Annotated in this window: 18 protein-coding genes; 12 read left to right on the top strand and 6 right to left on the bottom strand. The window is 65.2% G+C overall.

Annotated features, from left to right (window positions below; translation table 11 throughout):
* Window positions 1–8: 8 nt before the first annotated feature.
* Both D4Q51_RS11895 and D4Q51_RS11890 read right to left on the bottom strand, forming a co-directional pair.
* Window positions 9–545, bottom strand: coding sequence for a DUF3617 domain-containing protein (locus D4Q51_RS11895; protein ID WP_162925311.1), 537 nt, complete (start codon window positions 543–545; stop codon window positions 9–11).
* Between the two features lie 152 nt (window positions 546–697).
* Window positions 698–1,243 carry a DUF3617 domain-containing protein gene (locus tag D4Q51_RS11890; protein ID WP_120077999.1) on the bottom strand — a complete coding sequence of 182 codons (546 nt, stop codon included), beginning with the start codon at window positions 1,241–1,243 and terminating at the stop codon, window positions 698–700.
* A 154-nt stretch (window positions 1,244–1,397) separates the two neighbouring features.
* On the opposite strand from D4Q51_RS11890, the gene uvrB reads away from it, so the two are divergent.
* Together uvrB and D4Q51_RS11880 are read left to right on the top strand one after the other, a co-directional pair.
* Window positions 1,398–3,587 (top strand): excinuclease ABC subunit UvrB, encoded by a 2,190-nt coding sequence (uvrB, locus tag D4Q51_RS11885; protein ID WP_120077998.1) that lies wholly within the window; start codon window positions 1,398–1,400, stop codon window positions 3,585–3,587.
* Window positions 3,588–3,653: 66 nt separating this feature from the next.
* Complete coding sequence (locus tag D4Q51_RS11880) at window positions 3,654–4,235, top strand: hypothetical protein (RefSeq protein ID WP_120077997.1); 582 nt, start codon at window positions 3,654–3,656, stop codon at window positions 4,233–4,235.
* Here the strand turns inward: D4Q51_RS11880 and D4Q51_RS11875 are convergent.
* Window positions 4,232–6,253 (bottom strand): protein-disulfide reductase DsbD family protein, encoded by a 2,022-nt coding sequence (locus D4Q51_RS11875; RefSeq protein ID WP_120077996.1) that lies wholly within the window; start codon window positions 6,251–6,253, stop codon window positions 4,232–4,234. The genes D4Q51_RS11880 and D4Q51_RS11875 overlap by 4 nt on opposite strands.
* 54 nt (window positions 6,254–6,307) lie before the next feature.
* Here D4Q51_RS11875 and D4Q51_RS11870 point away from each other — a divergent pair, with 54 nt between their 5' ends.
* On the top strand, window positions 6,308–7,534 hold the full coding sequence (locus tag D4Q51_RS11870) for an FAD-dependent monooxygenase (RefSeq protein ID WP_120077995.1): 1,227 nt from the start codon (window positions 6,308–6,310) through the stop codon (window positions 7,532–7,534).
* Here the strand turns inward: D4Q51_RS11870 and D4Q51_RS11865 are convergent.
* From D4Q51_RS11865 to hemC, 3 genes are read right to left on the bottom strand one after another with little or no spacing between them, the layout of a single operon-like run.
* On the bottom strand, window positions 7,531–8,505 hold the full coding sequence (locus tag D4Q51_RS11865) for an MICOS complex subunit MIC60 (protein ID WP_240624705.1): 975 nt from the start codon (window positions 8,503–8,505) through the stop codon (window positions 7,531–7,533). The two genes, D4Q51_RS11870 and D4Q51_RS11865, sit on opposite strands and share 4 nt — an antisense overlap.
* A gap of 59 nt (window positions 8,506–8,564) precedes the next feature.
* A complete protein-coding gene (locus D4Q51_RS11860) occupies window positions 8,565–9,233 on the bottom strand; it encodes a uroporphyrinogen-III synthase (RefSeq protein WP_120077994.1) in 669 nt (222 codons plus the stop codon).
* A gap of 7 nt (window positions 9,234–9,240) precedes the next feature.
* Window positions 9,241–10,173: a hydroxymethylbilane synthase gene (hemC, locus tag D4Q51_RS11855; protein ID WP_120077993.1), complete on the bottom strand. Its 933-nt coding sequence runs from the start codon at window positions 10,171–10,173 to the stop codon at window positions 9,241–9,243.
* A gap of 44 nt (window positions 10,174–10,217) precedes the next feature.
* Between hemC and tsaD the strand changes: the two genes are divergently transcribed.
* From tsaD to D4Q51_RS11810, 9 genes are all read left to right on the top strand, one after another.
* Window positions 10,218–11,255: a tRNA (adenosine(37)-N6)-threonylcarbamoyltransferase complex transferase subunit TsaD gene (gene tsaD / locus D4Q51_RS11850; RefSeq protein ID WP_120077992.1), complete on the top strand. Its 1,038-nt coding sequence runs from the start codon at window positions 10,218–10,220 to the stop codon at window positions 11,253–11,255.
* Window positions 11,252–12,235, top strand: coding sequence for an NAD(P)H-dependent glycerol-3-phosphate dehydrogenase (locus D4Q51_RS11845; RefSeq protein ID WP_120077991.1), 984 nt, complete (start codon window positions 11,252–11,254; stop codon window positions 12,233–12,235). The genes tsaD and D4Q51_RS11845 overlap by 4 nt, the downstream gene beginning before the upstream one ends.
* Window positions 12,232–13,803 (top strand): lipopolysaccharide biosynthesis protein, encoded by a 1,572-nt coding sequence (locus D4Q51_RS11840; RefSeq protein WP_240624704.1) that lies wholly within the window; start codon window positions 12,232–12,234, stop codon window positions 13,801–13,803. Before D4Q51_RS11845 ends, D4Q51_RS11840 begins: the two co-directional genes overlap by 4 nt.
* A 154-nt stretch (window positions 13,804–13,957) precedes the next feature.
* Entirely contained in the window at window positions 13,958–15,580 is a 1,623-nt protein-coding gene (locus D4Q51_RS11835) for a vWA domain-containing protein (RefSeq protein WP_240624703.1), read from the top strand.
* Between the two features lie 19 nt (window positions 15,581–15,599).
* On the top strand, window positions 15,600–16,340 hold the full coding sequence (locus D4Q51_RS11830; RefSeq protein ID WP_162925310.1) for an OmpA family protein: 741 nt from the start codon (window positions 15,600–15,602) through the stop codon (window positions 16,338–16,340).
* 176 nt (window positions 16,341–16,516) lie between these two features.
* Complete coding sequence (locus D4Q51_RS11825) at window positions 16,517–17,209, top strand: hypothetical protein (protein WP_120077988.1); 693 nt, start codon at window positions 16,517–16,519, stop codon at window positions 17,207–17,209.
* 73 nt (window positions 17,210–17,282) lie between these two features.
* Entirely contained in the window at window positions 17,283–17,663 is a 381-nt protein-coding gene (locus D4Q51_RS11820) for a response regulator (RefSeq protein WP_240624702.1), read from the top strand.
* Window positions 17,664–17,727: 64 nt separating this feature from the next.
* Window positions 17,728–18,912, top strand: coding sequence for an acyl-CoA dehydrogenase (locus D4Q51_RS11815; protein ID WP_205689494.1), 1,185 nt, complete (start codon window positions 17,728–17,730; stop codon window positions 18,910–18,912).
* A gap of 166 nt (window positions 18,913–19,078) precedes the next feature.
* Window positions 19,079–20,271 (top strand): OmpA family protein (locus D4Q51_RS11810; protein WP_162925309.1); only part of this gene is annotated, 1,193 nt, incomplete at its 3' end.

Here is a 20,271-nt window from a genome sequence, read left to right as displayed (position 1 = left end):
GCGATTGCTCAGCTGCAATCGCCCGTGCGCTCCGTCGCCACGTTTATCACGATGTTGGCGTCGCCAACGCCGGGGATCGGCTGTGCGAACGCCATTTCCATTTCGGACGATGTCTGCCCGGCAGTGCCGGTCATGGTGATGCGCCCCTGCGGGCCATCCTCGGCCTCGCACGTCATGACAAGATCGATGCTCTCGCCCTCCGCGTTCAGGCTCGACAGCGTGCAGCTGTTATCCTGCATGGCCGAAATCCAGGCCTCGCGGTCCATCGCCTCTGTCACGCAGAAATTGCCCTGTTCGGCCGCGCCTTCGCGGAAGGCAGCTTCGAGTGCCGCCATATCCGTGACCTGGCCGTTCTCCATTTCGATCGAGACGAGCTCGGACCTGATGGAATACTCGCCCGGCCGCGGCATGATCCCGTTATCCTGCCCCTCGGCGATGACTTCGTCCATCGACAGCGCTTCGCCCGACAGGTCCTCGTCAGGATCGTTGCCGCAGGCAGCCAGCAGGACGGCGGCAAACAGCGGTAAGATATGGATCGGACGCATTGTATTCCCCAGCAAATTCGCGGCAGGAAAGACCGCCGTCATCGGGGCCGGGAATATCAATGCCCCCGCCAACTGCCAATTGCGGCAGGGCGGGAAAGGGGCCGCCGTCCCATTTCAGGTCAGGCAGCCCCCGTGATCCGCGTGCGCCCGGCTTATGCCGCGCATTCCCCCACGCGCTCTGTCTGCATCCGCACGACCATGCGCATCGAGCCCATGTTCGGATCGTTGCCATCGACCGTCATGGTGGCATCCATGCTGGTGCTCGTCACTTGCCCTTCATAGGTCATGGAGCCGACGTTGCCCTGCCCGTCGTCGCAGTTCATCGTGGCGTTAAAGCCGTCGGAAGTGGCGTTGAAAGCGGTCATCTCGCAGGCCTCGTTGTCCTGCCCCATGTCGCCGATCATGCCTTCATAGCCTTCCTCGGCCTGCTCGGCAGTGATGCACTGGCTCTGCGGCTCGGTGAACATGGCGGCCATGAAGGTGCGCGCCATCTCGATCTCGTCCTCGGCCATGCCGGGCACTTCGAATTCCACCAGTTCGCCGGTCGTCTGGTATTCGCCCGCTTCGGGCTTGGGCAGGTTGGCCATCGCGTTTGCCACGCCCTCGGGATTATTGGCGGGATCCTCCACCGTGCCGGAATCGCCGCAAGCGGCAAGGGCAAGGCCGGCAATCAGCGGCAGGGTATGGATAAGGCGCATGAAAATTCCCTTTCGTGGCGGGCCGCAAATGGTGCTGCCCTGTTTCTTCGGACAATGGGTGTAACGGTTATGAACCTACCTGCCAACGCGCTTGGCCAAGGCAATACACAAAGCCACGTTGCCAATCCGTTCCCCGTCACCCATATCCCCCGCCATGGCCGAACTCGTTATCCGCCGCGGACTGGAAGAGCCCGACACCACCGGCGAATTCACCCCGCACAAGCCCGCCCGCCCCGAAAAGGCGGAAGCGCAGAAACCCTTCAAGCTGGTTTCGGACTACGAACCGGCGGGCGACCAGCCCACGGCGATTGCCGAACTGGTGGCGGCGGCGAAGGACGACGAGCAGACGCAGGTGCTGCTGGGCGTAACCGGCTCGGGCAAGACCTTCACTATGGCCAAGGTGGTCGAACAATTGCAGCGCCCCGCCCTGGTGCTGGCGCCAAACAAGATCCTGGCGGCGCAGCTATACGGCGAGTTCAAGAGCTTCTTTCCGGAAAACGCGGTCGAGTATTTCGTCAGCTACTACGACTACTACCAGCCTGAGGCCTACGTCCCCCGGTCGGACACCTATATCGAAAAAGAAAGCTCGGTGAACGAGGCGATCGACCGGATGCGCCACTCCGCCACCCGTGCCCTGCTGGAGCGGGACGACGTGCTGATCGTGGCCTCCGTGTCGTGCCTCTATGGTATCGGCTCCGTCGAGACCTATTCGGCGATGATCTTCGACATCAAGACGGGCGAAAGCGTCGACCAGCGCGAGCTGATCCGCAAGCTCGTCGCGTTGCAATACAAGCGCAACGACACGGCCTTTGCGCGCGGCTGCTTCCGCGTGCGGGGGGACAACCTGGAGATCTTTCCAAGCCACCTCGAGGACACAGCCTGGCGCGTCAGCTTCTTCGGAGACGAGATCGAGGATATCGCGGAATTTGATCCGCTGACGGGGAAGAAGGGCGAGAATCTTGGCAAGGTGCGCGTCTATGCCAACAGCCACTACGTCACCCCCGGCCCGACGATGAAGCAGGCCTCCGCCGCCATCAAGTTCGAGCTTGAGGAACGCCTGAAGGAGCTGCACGCCGAAGGACGCCTGCTGGAAGCCCAGCGGCTGGAACAGCGCACCAATTTCGACCTGGAAATGATCGCCGCCACCGGCAGCTGCAACGGCATCGAGAACTACAGCCGTTTCCTGACCGGACGCTTGCCCGGCGAACCGCCGCCAACGCTGTTCGAATATCTGCCCGAAAACGCGCTGCTGTTCGTGGACGAGTCTCACCAGACCATCCCGCAGATCGGCGCGATGGCCAAGGGGGACCATCGCCGCAAGCTGACCCTGGCCGAATACGGCTTCCGCCTGCCTTCGTGCATCGACAACCGCCCGCTGCGCTTCAACGAATGGGACGCGATGCGCCCGCAGACCGTGGCCGTTTCCGCCACGCCGGGGCCGTGGGAGCTGGAGCAGACGGGCGGCGTCTTTGCCGAACAGGTGATCCGCCCCACCGGCCTGATCGACCCGCCGGTGGAGATCAAGCCGGTGGAAGACCAGGTGCAGGATTGCATCGCGGAGGCCAAGGCCACCGCGCAGAAGGGCTACCGCACCCTTGTCACCACGCTGACCAAGCGGATGGCAGAGGACCTGACCGAGTTCATGCACGAACAGGGCGTGCGCGTGCGCTACATGCACTCCGACGTGGAAACGCTTGAGCGCATCGAACTGATACGCGACCTGCGCCTTGGGGTTTACGACGTGCTCATCGGTATCAACCTGCTGCGCGAGGGACTGGACATTCCCGAGTGCGGGCTCGTCGCCATTCTGGATGCTGACAAGGAAGGGTTCCTGCGCTCCGAAACCTCGCTGATCCAGACCATCGGCCGCGCCGCGCGTAACGTGGATGGCCGCGTCATCCTCTATGCCGATCGCATTACCGGCAGCATGGAACGCGCCATGGCGGAGACCGAGCGCCGGCGCGAGAAGCAGCGCGAATACAACGAGGAACACGGCATCACGCCGCAGACGATCAAGCGCCAGATCGCCGATATCGTCGCGCATTCCGCAGCCGCCGATGGCGTCACCGTCGACACTGGCGATGACGAGGTCAACAATCTCGTCGGCCATAACCTGCGCGCCTATATCGAGGACCTGGAAAAGCGCATGCGCAACGCCGCCGCCGATCTGGAATTCGAGGAAGCAGGCCGCCTGCGCGACGAGATCCGCCGCCTCGAAAACGACGAGCTTGGTCTTGGCGATGCCGAGAAGAAGGCCCCCGTCGTCGGTCGCAGCAACGAAGGCAAGCCGGGCACGCGCAAGCTGCGTTACGGCAAGACGCAGCGCAAGTTCGGGAAGAAGTAATCTGATCCCCAGTCCAATGCGTTGATCCGCTTGCCTCACGCCCGGCCAGCGGAGTAGCGCGCGAACATGCACCGCGCTGCCACCCTCGTCCTGATACCCCTCGCCCTATCGGCCTGCGACAAGCCCGCCCCGCTTCAGCAGGGCAGCGTTCAGCGCGTGGAACTGCAGGACACCGGCCAGCGCGCCGCCATGGCGGAACCCTCACCAGATACCAACCGTGCTGGCTGGACCGTATCCGAGGACGGGCAGGCAATCCGGTTCGGTAACATGGGCGAGCCGCCCTTCCTGACGCTTGCCTGCGACGTCGACGCCGCGCCGCCCGAATTCGTCATCATTCGCCACGCCCGCGCCTGGCCGGGACAGAGCGCGCTGTTCCCGGTACTGGGCAACGGTATGTCCAGCCGGTTCCTCGTCGATGCCAAACTTGCCGATGGGGAATGGCACTGGGAGGGGCGGCTACCGGCCGACGATCCGCAATTGGACGTGTTTTCGGGCACGCGGGACATTACCGCCACCCTGCCGGGACGCGGGATGCTGGAAATGGGCGGTGGCCGGATTACCGGCGAGTTCCTGGAATGGTGCCGCGCCGGTGGAAGGCCGGACGCCGTTCAGGGCGAACCAGACGAAGAGAACAGGGAAGAAGGCTAGTCCGCTTCGGCAAGGTCGGCAAGCATGGCAGGGGTCAGCACCTGCGGCAGTTGCTCGCCCTCGCCGCCTGCCGGATACCACACATACAGCGGCACGCCCGCTGCACCCCATTGTTCAAGGTATCGCGTAATCTCCGGGTCGCGCCGCGTCCAGTCTCCGCGCATGGCGACAACGCCCGCGTCCTCGAACGCCTCGCGCGTGGCTTCGCGTTCGATGGCGACCTGTTCGTTCACCTTGCAGGTGAGGCACCAGTCGGCGGTGAACCAGAGGAAGACAGGCGCGCCCGATGCCCGCGCTTCGGCCAGGGCGGCCTCGGAATAGGCGACAGGTTCCAGCACGCTTTCGCTGCTGGCAACCTGCTCCTCCACCCGGAAAGGCAAGGATACCGCGAAATACAGGGCCGCGATAACCGCGATGAGCGAAACCAGCAGGTTGCCGTTGCGCCGCGCCGTAAGCGCGACGACCGGCAGGATGGCGAGTGCCAGCGCGGCAAAGGCGAAACTTGTGCCGCCCAGTCGGAAGGCGAGCCACACCAGCGCCAGTGCGGTAAGCCCCATGGGCACGGCCAGCACGCGGCGGAACGTCAGCATCCATGCGCCCGGTTTGGGCAACATACGGCGCAGCGCTGGCACGAAGCCCAAGAGCAGGAAGGGCAGCGCCAGCCCCAGGCCCAGAGCCGCGAACAGCAGCAGGGCCTGCGGCGCGGGCAGCAGCAGCGCAGCGCCGAGTGCGGCCGCCATGAACGGCCCGGTACAAGGTGTCGCCACCACGGCGGCGAGCAGGCCGGTGGCGAAGGCCCCGCCCTCTCCGCGTGAACGGATCGGCAAGCTGGGTATCTCGAACAGGCCAAGGAAATTGGCGGTAATCAGCGTTGCCACCAGCAACAGCGCGGCCACCACCAGCGGCTCCTGCAACTGGAACGCCCAGCCGATCTGCGCCCCGCCCGCGCGCAGCACCAGCATCAGGCCGCCCAGCGCAAGGCAGGCGATCACTACGCCCGCGGTGTAGGCCAGCCCCTCAATCTTCGCCTGTCGCTCCTCGCCCCCAGCGCGCGCCAGCGTCAGAGCCTTCAGGCTGAGGATAGGAAAGACGCAGGGCATCAGGTTGAGCAGCATTCCGCCCAGCAGCGCGCCGCCCAGCAGCAAGGCAAGAGGGGTCTCAACGCCTCCCGGCCCGATAGGCGTGCCGCCGGTGGGCACGTCCCCCGGCACCGCTTCGAACTGGACGCCCTCGCCTTCGTCGCTGAACGCCAGCAGTCCGCGCAATTCCCTCGGTTCCGCCCGCAGGCCGCCGCGCGGCATCTCCGCCACCAGCATGTCGCCATCGCGATAGAAGGTCTGCGCCTCGGCGTAGGCGACGACATCCCGCTGTTCGATGAAGACATGCGGATCGCCGACCTCGAGGCTGGCAGGAAGCGGGATCGCGATACGCAGCGAACTGCCCGTCAGCTCGAACCGGGCCGTGGAATCGATCAGCGGCGGGATCGCGGCGCTCCAGTCGGCAAAGCGAGGATTCGCCGCGCCGCCTTCGCCTATCTGCACCGTTGCCGAAAGGCTCGCCCGCTGCGGCACGCACAAGGTATCGCTGCACGTCAGCCAGTCGGCATAGAGACCGACCTGGTAGGCGCCCGGCGCAGTCCCTTCGGGCACCGTCACTGGTAGCAGCACAGCGTGCTCGCCCTCGTAAATGTGGTTCATCAGGCCTTGCGTGATGTAGGTCTGCGGCACGGGATAAAGCGGCTCGCCCGCCTGCCAGCCTTCGGGCAGGTCCCAGTCGATGCACATGCCCTGCCCGGCATCGCCCGGATTGCGCCAGTAGCCGTGCCAGCCCTCGTTCGGCAGGAAATCGAGCGCGAGCTGGCCGCCTTCACCCGGCGCGATTGCCTCACCCGCCACCAGCCGCGCGCTGCCCCGGTCCATCAAGTCCGGACCGCGCGGGCAGTCTTGCGCCGACACCGGCAGCGCCACCAGCGCGCCGATCAGGGCGCAGAGACTGGCGAGATACCGGAAAAAGGCCATGGAGGGGGACGGCGTGCTTGCCTGCATAGTGCGCGACAACTAGTGACGGAAGGCATGAGCGACAAGTTGAATCCAAGGCGCGATCTCCTCATCCTCGGCGGCGGCCTTGTCGGCATGACGCTGGCCCTGGCAGCCGCGAAGAAGGGCATTTCCAGCCACGTGGTCGACCGGGCGGACCCGGCCGAACTGACCGCGGAAGGCTTCGACGGGCGCGCTTCGGCCATTTCCACGGCAAGCTGGAACCTGTTCACCAACATCGGCATCGCCGACGCGCTGGAGCCTTACGGCTGCCCCATCGCCTCCATCGCCGTTACCGACGGGATGAAGCCGGGCCGCATCGATTTCCAGCCGGAGCCGCACGAAGGCACGCTGGGCCGCATGTTCCCCAATCGCCAGCTGCGCCTGTCGCTGTTCGAGGCGGCGAAGGACGAACCGCTTATTGCCTGGCACTCGAAAGCCAATGTCGTCGATCGCCAGCGCGGCGAACATGGCGTTTCCGCCACGCTGGAAGACGGCACCGTGCTGGAAGCCAGCCTGATGTGCGCAGCCGAGGGCCGCGGATCGCCAACGCGCGAGGAAGCGGGCTTCACCATGGCGCAGTGGGATTACAGCCACCGCGCGATCATCATCGGGCTGACGCACGAGAAGCCGCACGACGGCGTCGCCTGGGAAATCTTCTACCCCGACGGCCCCTTCGCCCTGCTGCCACTGCTGGACGACGATCAGGGTCGCCACCGCTCTGCGCTGGTCTGGACCGTGGACGAGAAGGACGCGAAGGGCGTGCTGGCGCTGGGCGAGCGGGCGTTCAAGCACGAGATCGCCAAGCGGATGCACGGCATCTTCGGCGAGATCGAGGTGGTCGGCCAGCGGTCTTCCTACCCGCTCGGTTTCCAGCATACCGCAAAGATCATCGACCATCGCCTAGCACTGGTGGGCGATGCGGCGCACGGGATGCACCCGATTGCCGGCCAGGGCCTCAACCTCGGCCTGCGCGATGTCGGCGCACTGGTCGATGTGCTGGCGGAAGGCATGCGCCTCGGCCTGGAGCCGGGCGACGCGCAGATGCTGGCGAAGTACGAGAAGTGGCGGGCGATGGACTCGCTGATGGTGATGGGCGCAACCGACACCCTCACCCGCCTGTTTGGCATACCCGGCAAGCTGGCGAGCGCCGTGCGCCGCTTCGGCATGGCAGGCGTTCAGCGCACGCCGGTGCTGAAGGACTGGTTCATGGACGAGGCCCGCGGCATGAGCGGCGACCTGCCCGAGCTTCTGAAAGGTTAGTTCACACCCGCACGTCCCGGCAGCACCGGGCTCAACTGCTGCACCGTCTCACCCTCGCTGTCTCGCAGGCCGCGCGGGTCCAGCACGGCTGCGGTCTCCAACGTTTCCAGCGCGCGTTGGGCTGCCGCGAAGCGTTCCGCATCGGCAATCCACCCCTCGGCCTCCACGGCGTTAGGCAGGCTGCGCACTTCCTGCACGGCGGCCTCGATACGCCCGCTGTCGAGGAACATGCGCGCACGCTCCAGCCGACGCTCCGCCACAGGCGACGGCGTATTCTCCCGCCGCACGACGAACAGCGAGGACAACTCGCGCCCGATGCGGGTGAAGACGCCTTCATCAGCAGGCGCATCGTTGAGGATCGGAGCTAGACCTTCGAGCCGGGCAACCAGCCGGTCCAGCGTGACGGGATCCTGCGCCGCGTCGATGACGGTCTGCACCGCATTGGGCCGCGCCTCGCCAAAGCGCAGGCGAAGCTGGTCTGCAAGGTAGCCGAGCGGCGCGCCACGTTCGATGGCGCGGCGGCTGGCGAAAGCGATCAGCAGCCCCTCCGCCCGCGCGGCATTGCCAGCGGCGGCCTGCGACTGGAGATCGAGGCGCGTCAGGCGCTGCTCCATCGCGGCAACCCGGCTGTCGAGCCCGCCTTGCTGCTCCACCACCTGCTCCACGCGCTGCACCGCCTCGCGGGCGTCTTCGGCCACGGCCTGCGCGCTGGCAGAAGCGCTGGGTGTGGGCTGCGGCGCGGTAACGCCCTCTCCGGCAAGCGTCGCGGGATCGTCCGTCGTGGCAGGCGATGAAGGTTCTTCACTGCGCACGTTGAGAAGACCGCCCAGGCCCAGATCACCGTCGCGCGCCAACCATAGCGTGATGAGGATGCCCAGCAGGAAAGCAAGCGCCAGGCCGATCAGAGCCGGTCGCAGGGGAATGCTACGCCGTTGCGCCTCTGCGCCGGGAAATTCGTAACTCTGGTCCATCGTGTCCTTTGGCGCCCCGTCGCGGGCTTCGCACGGCCCGTCCTATCGGAGATGTTGCCTTAATGGCACATGTCGCGCGCCAAGGCCAACAGGGCATCGTCATTGGGTTGTGGAGCAGATTCGACCACCGCCCAGCCCTCACCTGCCGCTGCCGCGACACGCGGACCGATGCAGGCGAGATGTATGGCGTTCCGATCCAGACCGATGCGGTTGATTTCGTTGCCGAAGTGGCGGGCAGCAGCAGCACTGTGCACAAGCACGCATGGCATTCCCGTGCGCAAGCCCACCTGCGCGCTGCCGGTGATCGGCAAGGGCCGCACTTCATAAACGTCGCGGGCGGTTATCGCGTGCTTGCCGGGTTCCAGCGCAACTTTCTCGACTCCGCCAAGGCGCAGGTAGCGGGTTGCCTCGGCATTGTCGTCGAGGACGGATTGCAGCCCGCCCTCGCCCACGCGCTCGACAGTGAAGCCAGCCTCTTTGGCCGCCTCGGCTGTCGCGTTGCCAACTGCGTGGACGGGGAGATCGACGTATCTCTCCAGCGCCTTACCCGCGTGGCGCATGGCGTTGGCACTGCCGATCAGCAGGGCGTCGAAATCATCTGGCGAAGGCGCATCCCATTGCAGGGGCATGACTTCGAACAGGGGCAGCCCAATGGCGGCAAGGCCCATGTCGCGGGCGGATTGCAGGGTGGATTGCAGGCCGGGTTCGGGCCGGATGACGAAAATCATGCGCCGATCATTCCGGCGGGCCGTCGAACACGGCGGTAATGCCGGAAGTCGCCTTGCCGAGCAGTTCGGCAGCGAGGCGCGCGGGTGCGTTGGCATCGCCTGCTGCAAATGTCGCCTCTCCCTCCACGCGTTCCTGACCGGCAGGGCTGAACAGGGCGGCGCGCATCGACAACTGGCCTTCGTCGTAAGTGCAGCGAACGGCGATGGGCGAATGACATGTGCCGCCCAGCGCCAGCAGCAGTGCGCGCTCCGCCATGACTTCGGCCTGGCTCGGCGCGTGATTCAGCACGGACAGCAGTTCGCGTGCGCGCTCGTCGTCGGTTCGGCACTCGATGGCAATCGCGCCCTGTGCGGGTGCGGGCAGCCAGTCCTCGGGATCGAGCGGGGTACCCACATCGTCCTGCCCCAGCCGCGAGAGCCCGGCGGCAGCGAGGAAAGTCGCATCGGCTTCCCCCGCTTCCAGCTTGCCGAGCCGGGTGGCGACATTGCCGCGAAAGGTGACGACGCGGCAATCGGGCCGCTGGTGCAGTGCCTGTGCCGCCCGGCGCGGGGCGCTGGTGCCGATGACCGCGCCTTTCGGCAGGTCGGCGATGCTTGCAGCGCCAATGAGACGGTCCCGCTTGTCCGCGCGCGGCAGGATAGCGATGAGCGTGAAGGCATCGGGGCGGATCGTCTCCACGTCTTTCAGCGAGTGGACCGAGGCATCGATATCGCCTTCGCCCAGCCACACGTCGAGTTCCTTGGTCCACAGAGCCTTGCCGCCGATCTCCGCGAGCGGGCGATCCTGCACCTTGTCGCCGCTGGCTTCCACCGGCACCAGTTCGACGGCGTTGCTGTCCCAGCCGTGGGCCGCGCACAATCGCGCCCGCGCCTCCTCCGCCTGTGCCAATGCCAGCGGCGAGCGCCGCGTTCCGAGCCTGAGGAGTGGTTGCTGTGTCATGCCTTTGCTTGCCCTAGCGGCGCGAAAGTCTAAGGGGAAGCGGGATGACACTGGTTCTCGGGATTGAAAGCAGCTGCGACGAAACGGCAGCGGCGCTGGTGACGGGTGATCGCGCGATCCTGGCGCAGGCCATCGCCAGCCAGGAGGCCGAGCATTCGCCCTATGGCGGCGTAGTGCCCGAAATCGCCGCGCGCGCCCATGCAGAGCGGCTCGCCCCGCTGATCGAGAAGGTGCTGGCCGAGGCCGGAAAGACGCTGGACGATTGCGACGCGATCGCGGCGACGGCAGGACCGGGCCTGATCGGCGGGGTCATGGTGGGCCTTGTCACCGCAAAGGCGCTGGCCATGGCGAGCAACAAGCCGCTGCTGGCGATCAATCACCTCGAAGGCCACGCGCTCTCACCCCGCCTTGCCGATGAGCGCCTTGAATTTCCCTATGCCCTGCTGCTGGTGAGCGGCGGGCATTGCCAGATCCTTAGGGTGGAAGGCGTGGGCAAGTACCAGCGCCTTGCCACTACCATAGACGATGCACTGGGTGAGGCGTTCGACAAGACCGCCAAGATCCTCGGCCTCGGCTATCCCGGCGGTCCTGCCGTCGAGAAACTTGCGCGCGAGGGCGATCCCGAGGCCGTGCCCCTGCCCCGTCCGCTTGTCCACAGCAAGGAACCGCATTTCAGTTTCGCAGGCCTGAAGAGCGCCGTGCTGCGCGCGCACGATGCCGGGGAGCATTCGGATGCCGACATTGCCGCCAGTTTCCAGCAGGCCGCGCTCGATTGTATCATCGATCGTACGCGCCGGGCGCTGACTACCATGCCTCCCGTCACGGCGCTGGTCGTGGCAGGCGGCGTCGCTGCCAACCAGACGATCCGCGAAGGTCTGGAAAGGCTGGCTGGCGAATTCGGCCTGCCGTTCACCGCTCCGCCACTTGCCCTGTGTACGGACAATGCCGCGATGATCGCCTGGGCGGGTGTGGAGCGTCTTGCCACCGGCAGCGAGGCCGATCCGCTGGACTTGAAAGCCCGGCCGCGCTGGCCACTTGATCCCGATGCAGAGCCCGCAAGAGGCGCAGGAGTGAAAGCATGATTGGTGTGGTCGGAGCAGGCGCGTGGGGGACAGCCCTTTCCCAGATGCTGGCGAGCGACGGGCGCGAGTTGCTGCTCTGGGCGCTGGAAGACGGCCTTGCCGATGCCATCAACGCGCAGCACCGCAACGAACTGTTCCTTCCGTCAGCGGAACTTGCGCGCTCGATCCGAGCGACGAACGACCTGGCAGTGATGGCGCAGTGCGACACCTTGCTGATGGTCACGCCCGCGCAGCACCTTGGCAGCGTGCTGGACAAGATGCAGGCGTTCCCCCGCGATCTGGTGCTGTGTTCCAAGGGCATCGAGCAGAGCACGGGCCGCATGATGAACGACGTGGCGAAGGAAGCTGCGCCCGGCGCCGAGATTGCCGTGCTGTCTGGCCCCACGTTCGCGCACGAGGTTGCCGCGGGGCTTCCCGCCGCCGTCACGCTGGCCTGCGGCGGCGGCGATGCGCAGTGGGAGCGCCTTTCCCCGCAAATCGCGCGGCCCAATTTCCGGCCCTACTATTCGGATGACGTGACCGGCGCGGAGATCGGCGGTGCGGTGAAGAACGTGCTCGCCATTGCCTGCGGCGTGGTGGAAGGGCTGCAACTCGGGCAGAACGCCCGCAATGCGCTGATCACGCGCGGCTTTGCAGAGATGCTGCGCTTCGGCGTGGCGCTGGGCGGCAAGCCCGAAACGCTGAACGGCCTGTGCGGGCTTGGCGACCTCGTGCTTACCTGCTCCTCCACCTCCAGCCGCAATTTCTCTCTCGGCAAGGCGCTGGGCGAAGGGATGAGCGCCGCCGAAGCGCTGGCCGACAAGCGCACGGTGGCAGAAGGCGCGCACACCGCGTCGGTGCTGCGCGACCTTGCCGAAAAGCACGGCGTATCCATGCCGATCACCGAAGCGGTCAACGCGCTGCTGGGAGGCGAAGCGGCGCGTGACGTGGTGCAGGCGCTGCTGGCGCGTCCGCTGAAGGCCGAAGGGCACGACGCTTGAGCACTTCTAAGGCGAAGGTGGAAGCCGCCGAGGAACCGGGCGGCGATATTGCTGCGCTTGCCAAGGGCGGGCGCACCAATTTCTTCGGTTTCGTTCTGCGACTGCTGGCGCGCCTGCCGTTCCTCTTCATCGCTGGGCAGCTCTACGGCGCAGAGGCATTGGGCATCTACGCCTACGCGCTGCTGGTGGTCGAACTGACCGCGCTCGTCTGCTCCATCGGCGAAAAACGCGGCCTTGCGCAGCGTCTGCGAGATGCGGAAGGCGAGGAGAACGAGACGGGCCTGATCGCCGATTCCATGCTGGTGGCGCTGGTGTTCTCCGGCATCATGGCGGCGTTATTCTTCATCTGGCCGACGCCGCTATTTCCCAACGGCATGTCTAACGATCTCGACCGCTGGATCGTGCTGGCCATCCCCGGCTACGCGCTAACCGAGATCGTGCTGGCGGCCCAAGCCTATAAATACGACATCGGCACCACCGTTCGCGCGCGCGCCGTGGTGGAGCCATGGACGATTTCCATTCTTGCAGGCGCGTTCTGGTTCGTGCCCGCCATCGGCAACGCGGGCCTGACGCTGGCTTATCTTGCCTCGATCTTTGCCGGGCTTGCGACGGCGCTGGTTCCCTTCTTCCGCACTTATGGCCTGCCCAGAGGCTGGTCCCCCAACCCCGCTCGCCTCGGCCCAATGGTGGCACGCGCGCTGCCGCTGGCCGTTACCGATGCGATCGAATGGGGCACGCGGCGCGTGGACCTGCTGATTCTCGGCTGGTTTGCAGGCCCTGTGGCGCTCGGCATCTACTGGATGGCGCAGCAGGTCGCCAGCCTGCCGCAAAAGCTGAAAACCAGCTTCGAGCCGATTCTCGGCCCCGTCATAACTGCCAAGCTGAAAGTGAAGGACTATGGCGCCATCGCCAAGCAGGTATGCCAGGTAGGTTTCTGGATCGTCGCCGCGCAAGCGGGGATCGCGCTGGCGCTGGGTATCCCGGGCGAGGCGCTGATGGGCCTGATGGGAGACGACGGTGAGTTCGTGCCCGGCACCGCCGCCCTCGCTTTCCTGCTTGCGGCGGAAGTGGTGGCGGCGACTGCGGTCGTTTCCGAAGCAGCGCTGATCTATATGGCGCGGGTGCGGAACCTGTGGGTCTCGATAGGCACGATTGCCTTGCAGGCGCTCCTCACGGTCGCCGCCATGCTGGTGATCGACACGCTCACCTTCTCCAGCCCGGAACGCGCCGACATCTATCGTGCGGCGGCTGCTGCGGGTGCATTGATGGTGTCGCTGGGCATCGCTTCCATCGTGAAGGCCGTGATGCTGAGCAAGATTTTGGGCCATTCGATCAACAACTGGCGCTGGGCACTGGTGTGGGCGGCAGCGGCGGCTGTGCTGGTGGGCCAGGTGGCAATCCTGCTGCCCGAATGGGCGGAACTGGCATTCGGTATTCCGGCAATCCTCGCCGTATATGGCTTCATTATCTGGACGCGCGGTTTCGGGCCGGAGGACAGATTGCTGTTCAGCAAAACGCCCAAGCCGGCATCGGCGCAGGACGTTCCGATCGACAGGCCCCCGCTCTAGCAACTATCTTCTCAATCAAAACGGAATTTGACCCTTGGGGCAGAATAAGGCACGACTGCCTTAATTCCGCCGCAATTCAGCCATTATTAATGTTGTAACATACCATTTGCGATGGTCGTCCGTCTCGGGCGACGTCCAGATGGGGAGAGTTGTTATGACCAAGACGGCACGAATTTCCGGCATGGCAGGTGCACTAACCGCCACGGCCATGGTGATGACGCTGGTTGCCTGCGCACAGAACGAAGGCGCACAGAAGACGGAGCACCTTGCATCCTACGATGTACAGGAGCCGATGATGGCGGAACGCGCCATGGCCGATGCCGAATATGCGATGGCCCCGCCCCCGGTCATGTCCCACTACGTCCCGACAAGCACCGAACGCTACGACGGAGAAGCGATCGGCGCGGTGAAGCTGGTGGCGGCAGAGCCGGTGTCCACTTTCTCGGTCGATGTCGATACCGGCGCCTATGCCAACGTCCGCCGTTTTCTCTCTCAGGGGCAGATGCCGCCGGAGGCCGCCGTGCGGACAGAAGAGCTGATCAACTACTTCCGCTACGACTATCCCGCGCCGGAAAGCCGCAGCCAGCCATTCTCCGTCACCACGGACATGGCGATCACGCCGTGGAACCCGGAGACCCGCATCCTGCGCGTGGGCCTGCGCGGCTATGACCTGCCGCGAAGCCAGCGCCCGGCGGCCAACCTCGTCTTCCTGCTCGATGTCTCGGGCTCAATGTCCGATGCCGACAAGCTGCCGCTGGTGAAAACCGCCATGCGCCAGCTCGCCGGCGAACTTGGGCGGCAGGACCGGGTTTCCATCGTGGTCTATGCAGGCGCAACCGGCGTGGTGCTGGAGCCGACGAACGACGAGCGCGCCATCCGCCGCGCGCTCGACAGGCTCGAAGCGGGCGGCTCCACCGCCGGGGCTGCGGGCTTACGCCTCGCCTACGACATGGCGCGCAAGGCCTTCATCGAAGGCGGCGTGAACCGCGTGATCCTGGCGACTGACGGCGATTTCAACGTCGGCATCTCCGATCAGGACAGCCTCGTCCAGATGATCGAGAACCAGCGCGACAGCGGCATCACCCTCACCACGCTGGGCTTCGGCCAGGGCAATTACAACGAAGCGATGATGGAGCAGATCGCCGACCACGGGAATGGCAACTACGCCTACATCGACAGCGCGATGGAAGCGCGCAAGGTTCTCTCGGACGAGATGCAGTCGACCCTCTTCACCATCGCGCAGGACGTGAAGATCCAGGTGGAGTTCAATCCCGCCCACGTCTCGCAATATCGCCTCATCGGCTACGAGAACCGCGTCCTCGCCGAAGAGGATTTTAACAACGATACGGTGGATGCAGGCGACATCGGCGCAGGGCACCAGGTCACGGCGCTGTACGAGATCGTCCCTGCGGGCGGCAAGGGCTGGATCGGTCCGCGCCGATACGATGACAACCAGCGCAGCGTGATGCGCCAGAGCGGCTCGGGCGAAGAGGTCGCCTTCGTGCAGCTTCGCTACAAGCTTCCGGGGCAGGATCGTTCGCGGCTCATCCAGCGCCCCGTCTCCAGCCGAATGCTCGCCAACGCACGGCCCGCACGCGGCGACATGGCCTTCGTCGCAGCCGTTGCCGCCTATGGGCAGAACCTGCGCGGAGACAGCTTGCTGAACGGCTTCGGCTATGACGAGGCCGTCTCGCTGGCAGGCCGTCAGGATGGCTACTGGCGCGAGGAATTTCTGCAACTTGCCGGATTGGCGCAGACACTCGACGCGCGCCGATAACTCGCGCTAAGGCTTGCGCATGAAATTCCTGCGCAAGCCTTATGTCGCCGTGTGCCTGGGCCTCCTGGCCTGCTTCGTCCTTGCCGTGACCATCGGCAGCGCCAACGCGCCCGCCGTGGTGGAACGCATTTCCGCGCCCGCTGCTGATGCCATTGCCGAGGCAGGGGGAGGCGGCCAGGTGGAGGCGCATTTCCGAACGCCCAACGGCTTTCCCAGCCGCCACGTCGTCCTCACCGGGGCGGAGGGGCTGGACGAGGCCACGCGCAACGAAATTGCCCACGCCGTCGCGCGGCTGCCCGGCGTGGGCGGCATCAGTTGGTCCGATGGCGACATGATGGTGGAGCAGCACTTCAACCCGCTCCACTGCCAGGAAGACGTGCAGGCCCTGCTGCGCGCGCGCACCATCCGGTTCGAGGAAGGCTCGGCCCAGATCGATGCAGGCAGCCAGTCGCTGATCGACGAAGTCGCCCGCGCCCTGCGCCCCTGCCTAGGGGCGGTGATCGAGGTGAGCGGGCATACCGACCGCTCCGGCCCGGAGGAACGCAACATCATGCTTTCACGAGAGCGCGCCCAGGCGGTGAAGCAGGCGCTGGTGCGGCGCGGAATCCCTGCGGACGAAGTACGTGTGAACGGGGAAGGCTCTGCCGAACCGGTGGAGGGGCTGGAACCGACCGACCCTGCCAACCGTCGTATCGAATTCGCAGTGGTTTCCACCCAGCCGCTGCTTCCCACCCCGGTCGACACGCCCGGACCGCGCTAGGCTTTCAATCGCAAACAAGACCGGGCGATTTGCCCGAATCGTCCCACCTGCTGCAAAGGAACCTCATGCCGATCTGGATGGAAGTACTGGTGCTGATGCTGTTCGCCTATGCGATCGGGCTGGGCCTCGGCTGGGCCATCTGGGGCCGGGACACGTGATTTATCGGAGAAATGCACATGGCTGAATTGTTGCAGGCAAACTGGGTCCTGATCGTCATCGCACTGGTGATCGGGCTGCTGGTCGCCTGGTGGATCTTCGTCGCCTCCCGCCGCACCAAGGTAGAGATCGAGGAAAAGGACGACAGCGAGAGCAAGGGTGCCAAACGTAATCAGGCGCTGATCGATGCTCCGCCGGCCGCTCAGCGCGACACGGGTCCGCCCGAGCCTTCGGTCACCCCCGCCGCCAGCGACGTGCAGGACGTGGAAGCCGCGCGCAGCGATGCGTCCCCCGGCCCGACCTCGGCCGCCGCCAATGCGGATACCACCGCGGCCGCGCCATTGGGCACCGATGCCGAGACCGGCGACGGCGTTCCCATGCGCGAAGCCATGAAGGAAGTGCCGCCCTCCCCCGCACCCGCACCTGCCCCGACGCCAACCCCCGCCCCTGCCGCGGCGCCCGATACCGCTGCGGGCGACGACCTGCGCCGGATCAAGGGCGTCGGTCCGAAGCTCGTCACCCTGCTGGCCGAGCACGGCGTGACCAGCTTCGCGCAGATTGCCGGCTGGTCCGATGCCGATATCGACCGGATCGACGCTAAACTGGGCCGGTTCCAGGGCCGCATCAGGCGCGACAGCTGGGTAGAACAGGCAAAGTTGCTCCAGTCGGGCGACCTTGCCGCCTACGAGGCGAAGTTCGGCGCCACGTCCTGAGCGGGAACCCGCGCCCCCTTGCCGCGTAAGTGTAGAGCCGCGCCGTGTTCGGGCGCGAGAGAAAGGTACGTGTATGGCAAGTCAGGCAGCAACTGATCAGCCCACCGTTCTGGTGGTGGAAGACGAGGTGATCATCGCTCTCGACCTGTCCGAGACCGTGCGCGACATGGGCTACCGTGTCGAAGGCCCCTACGCCAACAAGGGCCATGCATTCATCGCCATAGATCAGGAAATGCCCGACTTCGCCATTCTCGACGTGATGACCGCCGATGGCGAGGTTTTCCCTCTGGCCGACGTGCTGACCGAGGCAGGCGTGCCGATCATCTTCCATTCCGGGCACATCTCGGAATGCGAGATCGCCAAGCGTTATCCCAACGCGCTGACGGCGTCGAAGCCCTGCCCGCCGGACAAGCTCATCCAGATGATGTCCGAAGCGAACAAAAGGTCTCATTGAGCGCAAGCCTCCTTGCCCCGCCCCGCCCGACTAAGTAGGGCGGTTTCAAAGGAGACTATTTGCCATGGCCGATATGGTGCCTTTCGACTGGGCCGACCCCTTCAACATCGATGACCAGCTGACCGAGGACGAGCGCATGGTGCGCGACGCCGCTCACGGTTTTGCGCAAGGCACGCTGCAGACCCGCGTGATCGACGATTTCGCGAATGAGGCGGACGCCAGCGAGTTGTTCCCGCTGATGGGTCAGGCCGGGATTCTCGGCGTGACCATTCCGGAAGAATTCGGCGGCGCAGGCGCCAGCTATGTCGCCTACGGCCTCGTCGCGCGAGAGATCGAGCGGGTGGACAGCGGCTATCGCTCGATGGCGAGCGTGCAGTCCTCCCTCGTGATGTACCCGATCCACGCTTACGGCTCGGCAGAGCAGCACGCGAAATATTTGCCCGGCCTCGCGTCGGGTGAACTGATCGGCTGCTTCGGACTGACCGAACCCGACGCAGGCTCCGACCCTGCCGGAATGCGGACCTACGCCAAGAAGGATGGCGACGGCTATTTGCTTTCGGGCGCGAAGACGTGGATTTCCAATTCGCCCTTCGCCGATGTCTTCGTGGTCTGGGCCAAGAGCGAAGCGCACGGAGACAAGGTGCGCGGCTTCGTTCTGGAAAAGGGGATGAAGGGACTGGAAGCGCCCAAGATACAGGGCAAGCTTTCGCTGCGCGCCAGTACCACCGGAATGATCCAGATGGACGAGGTGAAACTGCCCGCAGACGCGCTGTTGCCGAACGTCGAGGGTATCAAGGGCCCGTTCGGCTGCCTCAACCGTGCCCGCTACGGTATTTCCTGGGGCAGCATGGGCGCGGCCGAGTTCTGCTACCACGCGGCGCGCCAGTACGGGCTCGACCGGCATCAGTTCGGCGTGCCCCTCGCCTCCAAGCAACTCTACCAGTTGAAGCTGGCCGACATGGCGACCGAGATCGCGCTCGGGCTGCAGGGTTCGCTGCGCGTCGGCCGCCTGATGGACGAGGGCCGCTTCGCCCCGGAAATGATTTCCATCGTGAAGCGGAACAATGTGGGCAAGGCGCTGGATATCGCGCGGGCTGCGCGTGATATGCACGGAGGCAACGGAATTTCCGAGGAATATCAGGTCATGCGTCACATGCTGAACCTGGAAACCGTCAACACTTACGAAGGCACGCACGATGTCCATGCGCTCATTCTGGGGCGCGCGATCACCGGGCTTTCTGCCTTCTAGAAATGCCTCCCGATGGCGGGCGCAACCGTCGGTTTGGTTAATGTGGATTTTGCGCAACAGTTTTGCGGGCTTTGATCGATTTGTTCCCAACCCCGGAACAATGGTGTAAGCCTGCGATTGACCAGGGGATACGGGAAGTATCTCGTTGATCGTAATGAGGACAACTATGAAGAAGCTATTGATCGGCGCCTCGGTGGCCGCGCTTGCCCTTCCGGCAACCGCCCACGCGCAGGCCTATATCGGTGTCAGTGGTGGCGTGGTCACCAATGAGAATGCCCAGAACGAAGGTGAGTTCACCGAAACTGTACCAGCGGCTGGTGTTCCTGCCATTCCTGGCGGTACGAACTACGAGTTCGAGACGAATGTCGGCGTCGGTTGGACTGCCGGTGCACAACTCGGCTACGCTTTCGACAATGGCTTCCGCCTGGAAGTAGACGGCAGCTACGCCAAGATGGACATCGATTATCACCGAGGCCTTGTTGTCGGTGGCACCCCCCTCGATGATAGCGACCTTGGTCGCACTCTGCTGCGCGGTGAGCCTACCAACACGTCGATCGGCGCATTTCTGGCCGACGGTCAGGGCGATGTGACGACCTACAGCGTCTTCCTGAATGCACTGTACGACTTCCAGCTGGGTGGCATCGAACCCTACATCGGTGTCGGTGCAGGTGTGATGGCAGCCGACCTCGACTACCGCCCAAGCAACGTGCAGCTCGTTGACGACAATGATTCCGATTTCGCCTACCAGGGCATCGTCGGTGTGTCGGGCAACCTGTCTGACAACGTGCAGCTGTTCGCGGAATACAAGTATCGCGGCTTTTTCGACGAGCCGGAATATCAGTTTGAGCAGGTGCTGCCCGTCACGATGACGACGGATTTCAACCAGCACTCCGGTACGCTGGGCCTGCGGTTCCTGCTGGGTGGCAACGACGCTCCCCCGCCGCCTCCGCCGCCGCCGCCCCCGCCGCCGCCTCCTCCGCCCCCGCCGCCTCCGCCGCCGCCGCCGCCTCCGCCGCCGGCTCCGGTCTGCGAGCAGGGCCCCTACATCGTGTTCTTCGATTGGGACGAGTCCACCATCACTCCGGAAGCAGCAACCGTGCTCAACTCCGCCATCACCGCCTACGGCGATTGCGGTACCGCAGCCATCATGCTGGCCGGCCACACCGACCGCTCCGGCTCGGTCGAGTACAACATGGGTCTGGCAGAGCGTCGTAACGCCTCGGTCCGCGAATACCTCACCGGTCGCGGCATTCCGGGCGGTCGCATCTCCAGCGAAGCCTTCGGCGAAAGCATGCCCCGCGTGCCCACCGCAGACGGCGTGCGCGAACTGCAGAACCGCCGCGTGGAAATCACTTACGG

The organism is Aurantiacibacter odishensis, assembly GCF_003605195.1.
GTDB lineage: Bacteria > Pseudomonadota > Alphaproteobacteria > Sphingomonadales > Sphingomonadaceae > Alteraurantiacibacter > Alteraurantiacibacter odishensis.
Note: the sequence above shows the minus strand (reverse complement) of the source record. Positions and strands in the feature narration are given on the sequence as shown.

Bases quoted from the DNA above. Each gene is read 5' to 3' on its own strand.
- D4Q51_RS11835 (WP_240624703.1), top strand. From the start codon at position 13,958: ATGACCAAGACGGCACGAATTTCCGGCATGGCAGGTGCACTAACCGCC.
- hemC (WP_120077993.1), bottom strand. From the start codon at position 10,173: ATGACACAGCAACCACTCCTCAGGCTCGGAACGCGGCGCTCGCCGCTG.
- D4Q51_RS11865 (WP_240624705.1), bottom strand. From the start codon at position 8,505: ATGGACCAGAGTTACGAATTTCCCGGCGCAGAGGCGCAACGGCGTAGC.
- D4Q51_RS11875 (WP_120077996.1), bottom strand. From the start codon at position 6,253: ATGGCCTTTTTCCGGTATCTCGCCAGTCTCTGCGCCCTGATCGGCGCG.
- D4Q51_RS11845 (WP_120077991.1), top strand. From the start codon at position 11,252: ATGATTGGTGTGGTCGGAGCAGGCGCGTGGGGGACAGCCCTTTCCCAG.
- D4Q51_RS11870 (WP_120077995.1), top strand. From the start codon at position 6,308: ATGAGCGACAAGTTGAATCCAAGGCGCGATCTCCTCATCCTCGGCGGC.
- D4Q51_RS11820 (WP_240624702.1), top strand. From the start codon at position 17,283: ATGGCAAGTCAGGCAGCAACTGATCAGCCCACCGTTCTGGTGGTGGAA.
- uvrB (WP_120077998.1), top strand. From the start codon at position 1,398: ATGGCCGAACTCGTTATCCGCCGCGGACTGGAAGAGCCCGACACCACC.
- D4Q51_RS11895 (WP_162925311.1), bottom strand. From the start codon at position 545: ATGCGTCCGATCCATATCTTACCGCTGTTTGCCGCCGTCCTGCTGGCT.
- D4Q51_RS11825 (WP_120077988.1), top strand. From the start codon at position 16,517: ATGGCTGAATTGTTGCAGGCAAACTGGGTCCTGATCGTCATCGCACTG.
- D4Q51_RS11830 (WP_162925310.1), top strand. From the start codon at position 15,600: ATGAAATTCCTGCGCAAGCCTTATGTCGCCGTGTGCCTGGGCCTCCTG.
- D4Q51_RS11880 (WP_120077997.1), top strand. From the start codon at position 3,654: ATGCACCGCGCTGCCACCCTCGTCCTGATACCCCTCGCCCTATCGGCC.
- D4Q51_RS11815 (WP_205689494.1), top strand. From the start codon at position 17,728: ATGGCCGATATGGTGCCTTTCGACTGGGCCGACCCCTTCAACATCGAT.
- tsaD (WP_120077992.1), top strand. From the start codon at position 10,218: ATGACACTGGTTCTCGGGATTGAAAGCAGCTGCGACGAAACGGCAGCG.
- D4Q51_RS11890 (WP_120077999.1), bottom strand. From the start codon at position 1,243: ATGCGCCTTATCCATACCCTGCCGCTGATTGCCGGCCTTGCCCTTGCC.
- D4Q51_RS11860 (WP_120077994.1), bottom strand. From the start codon at position 9,233: ATGATTTTCGTCATCCGGCCCGAACCCGGCCTGCAATCCACCCTGCAA.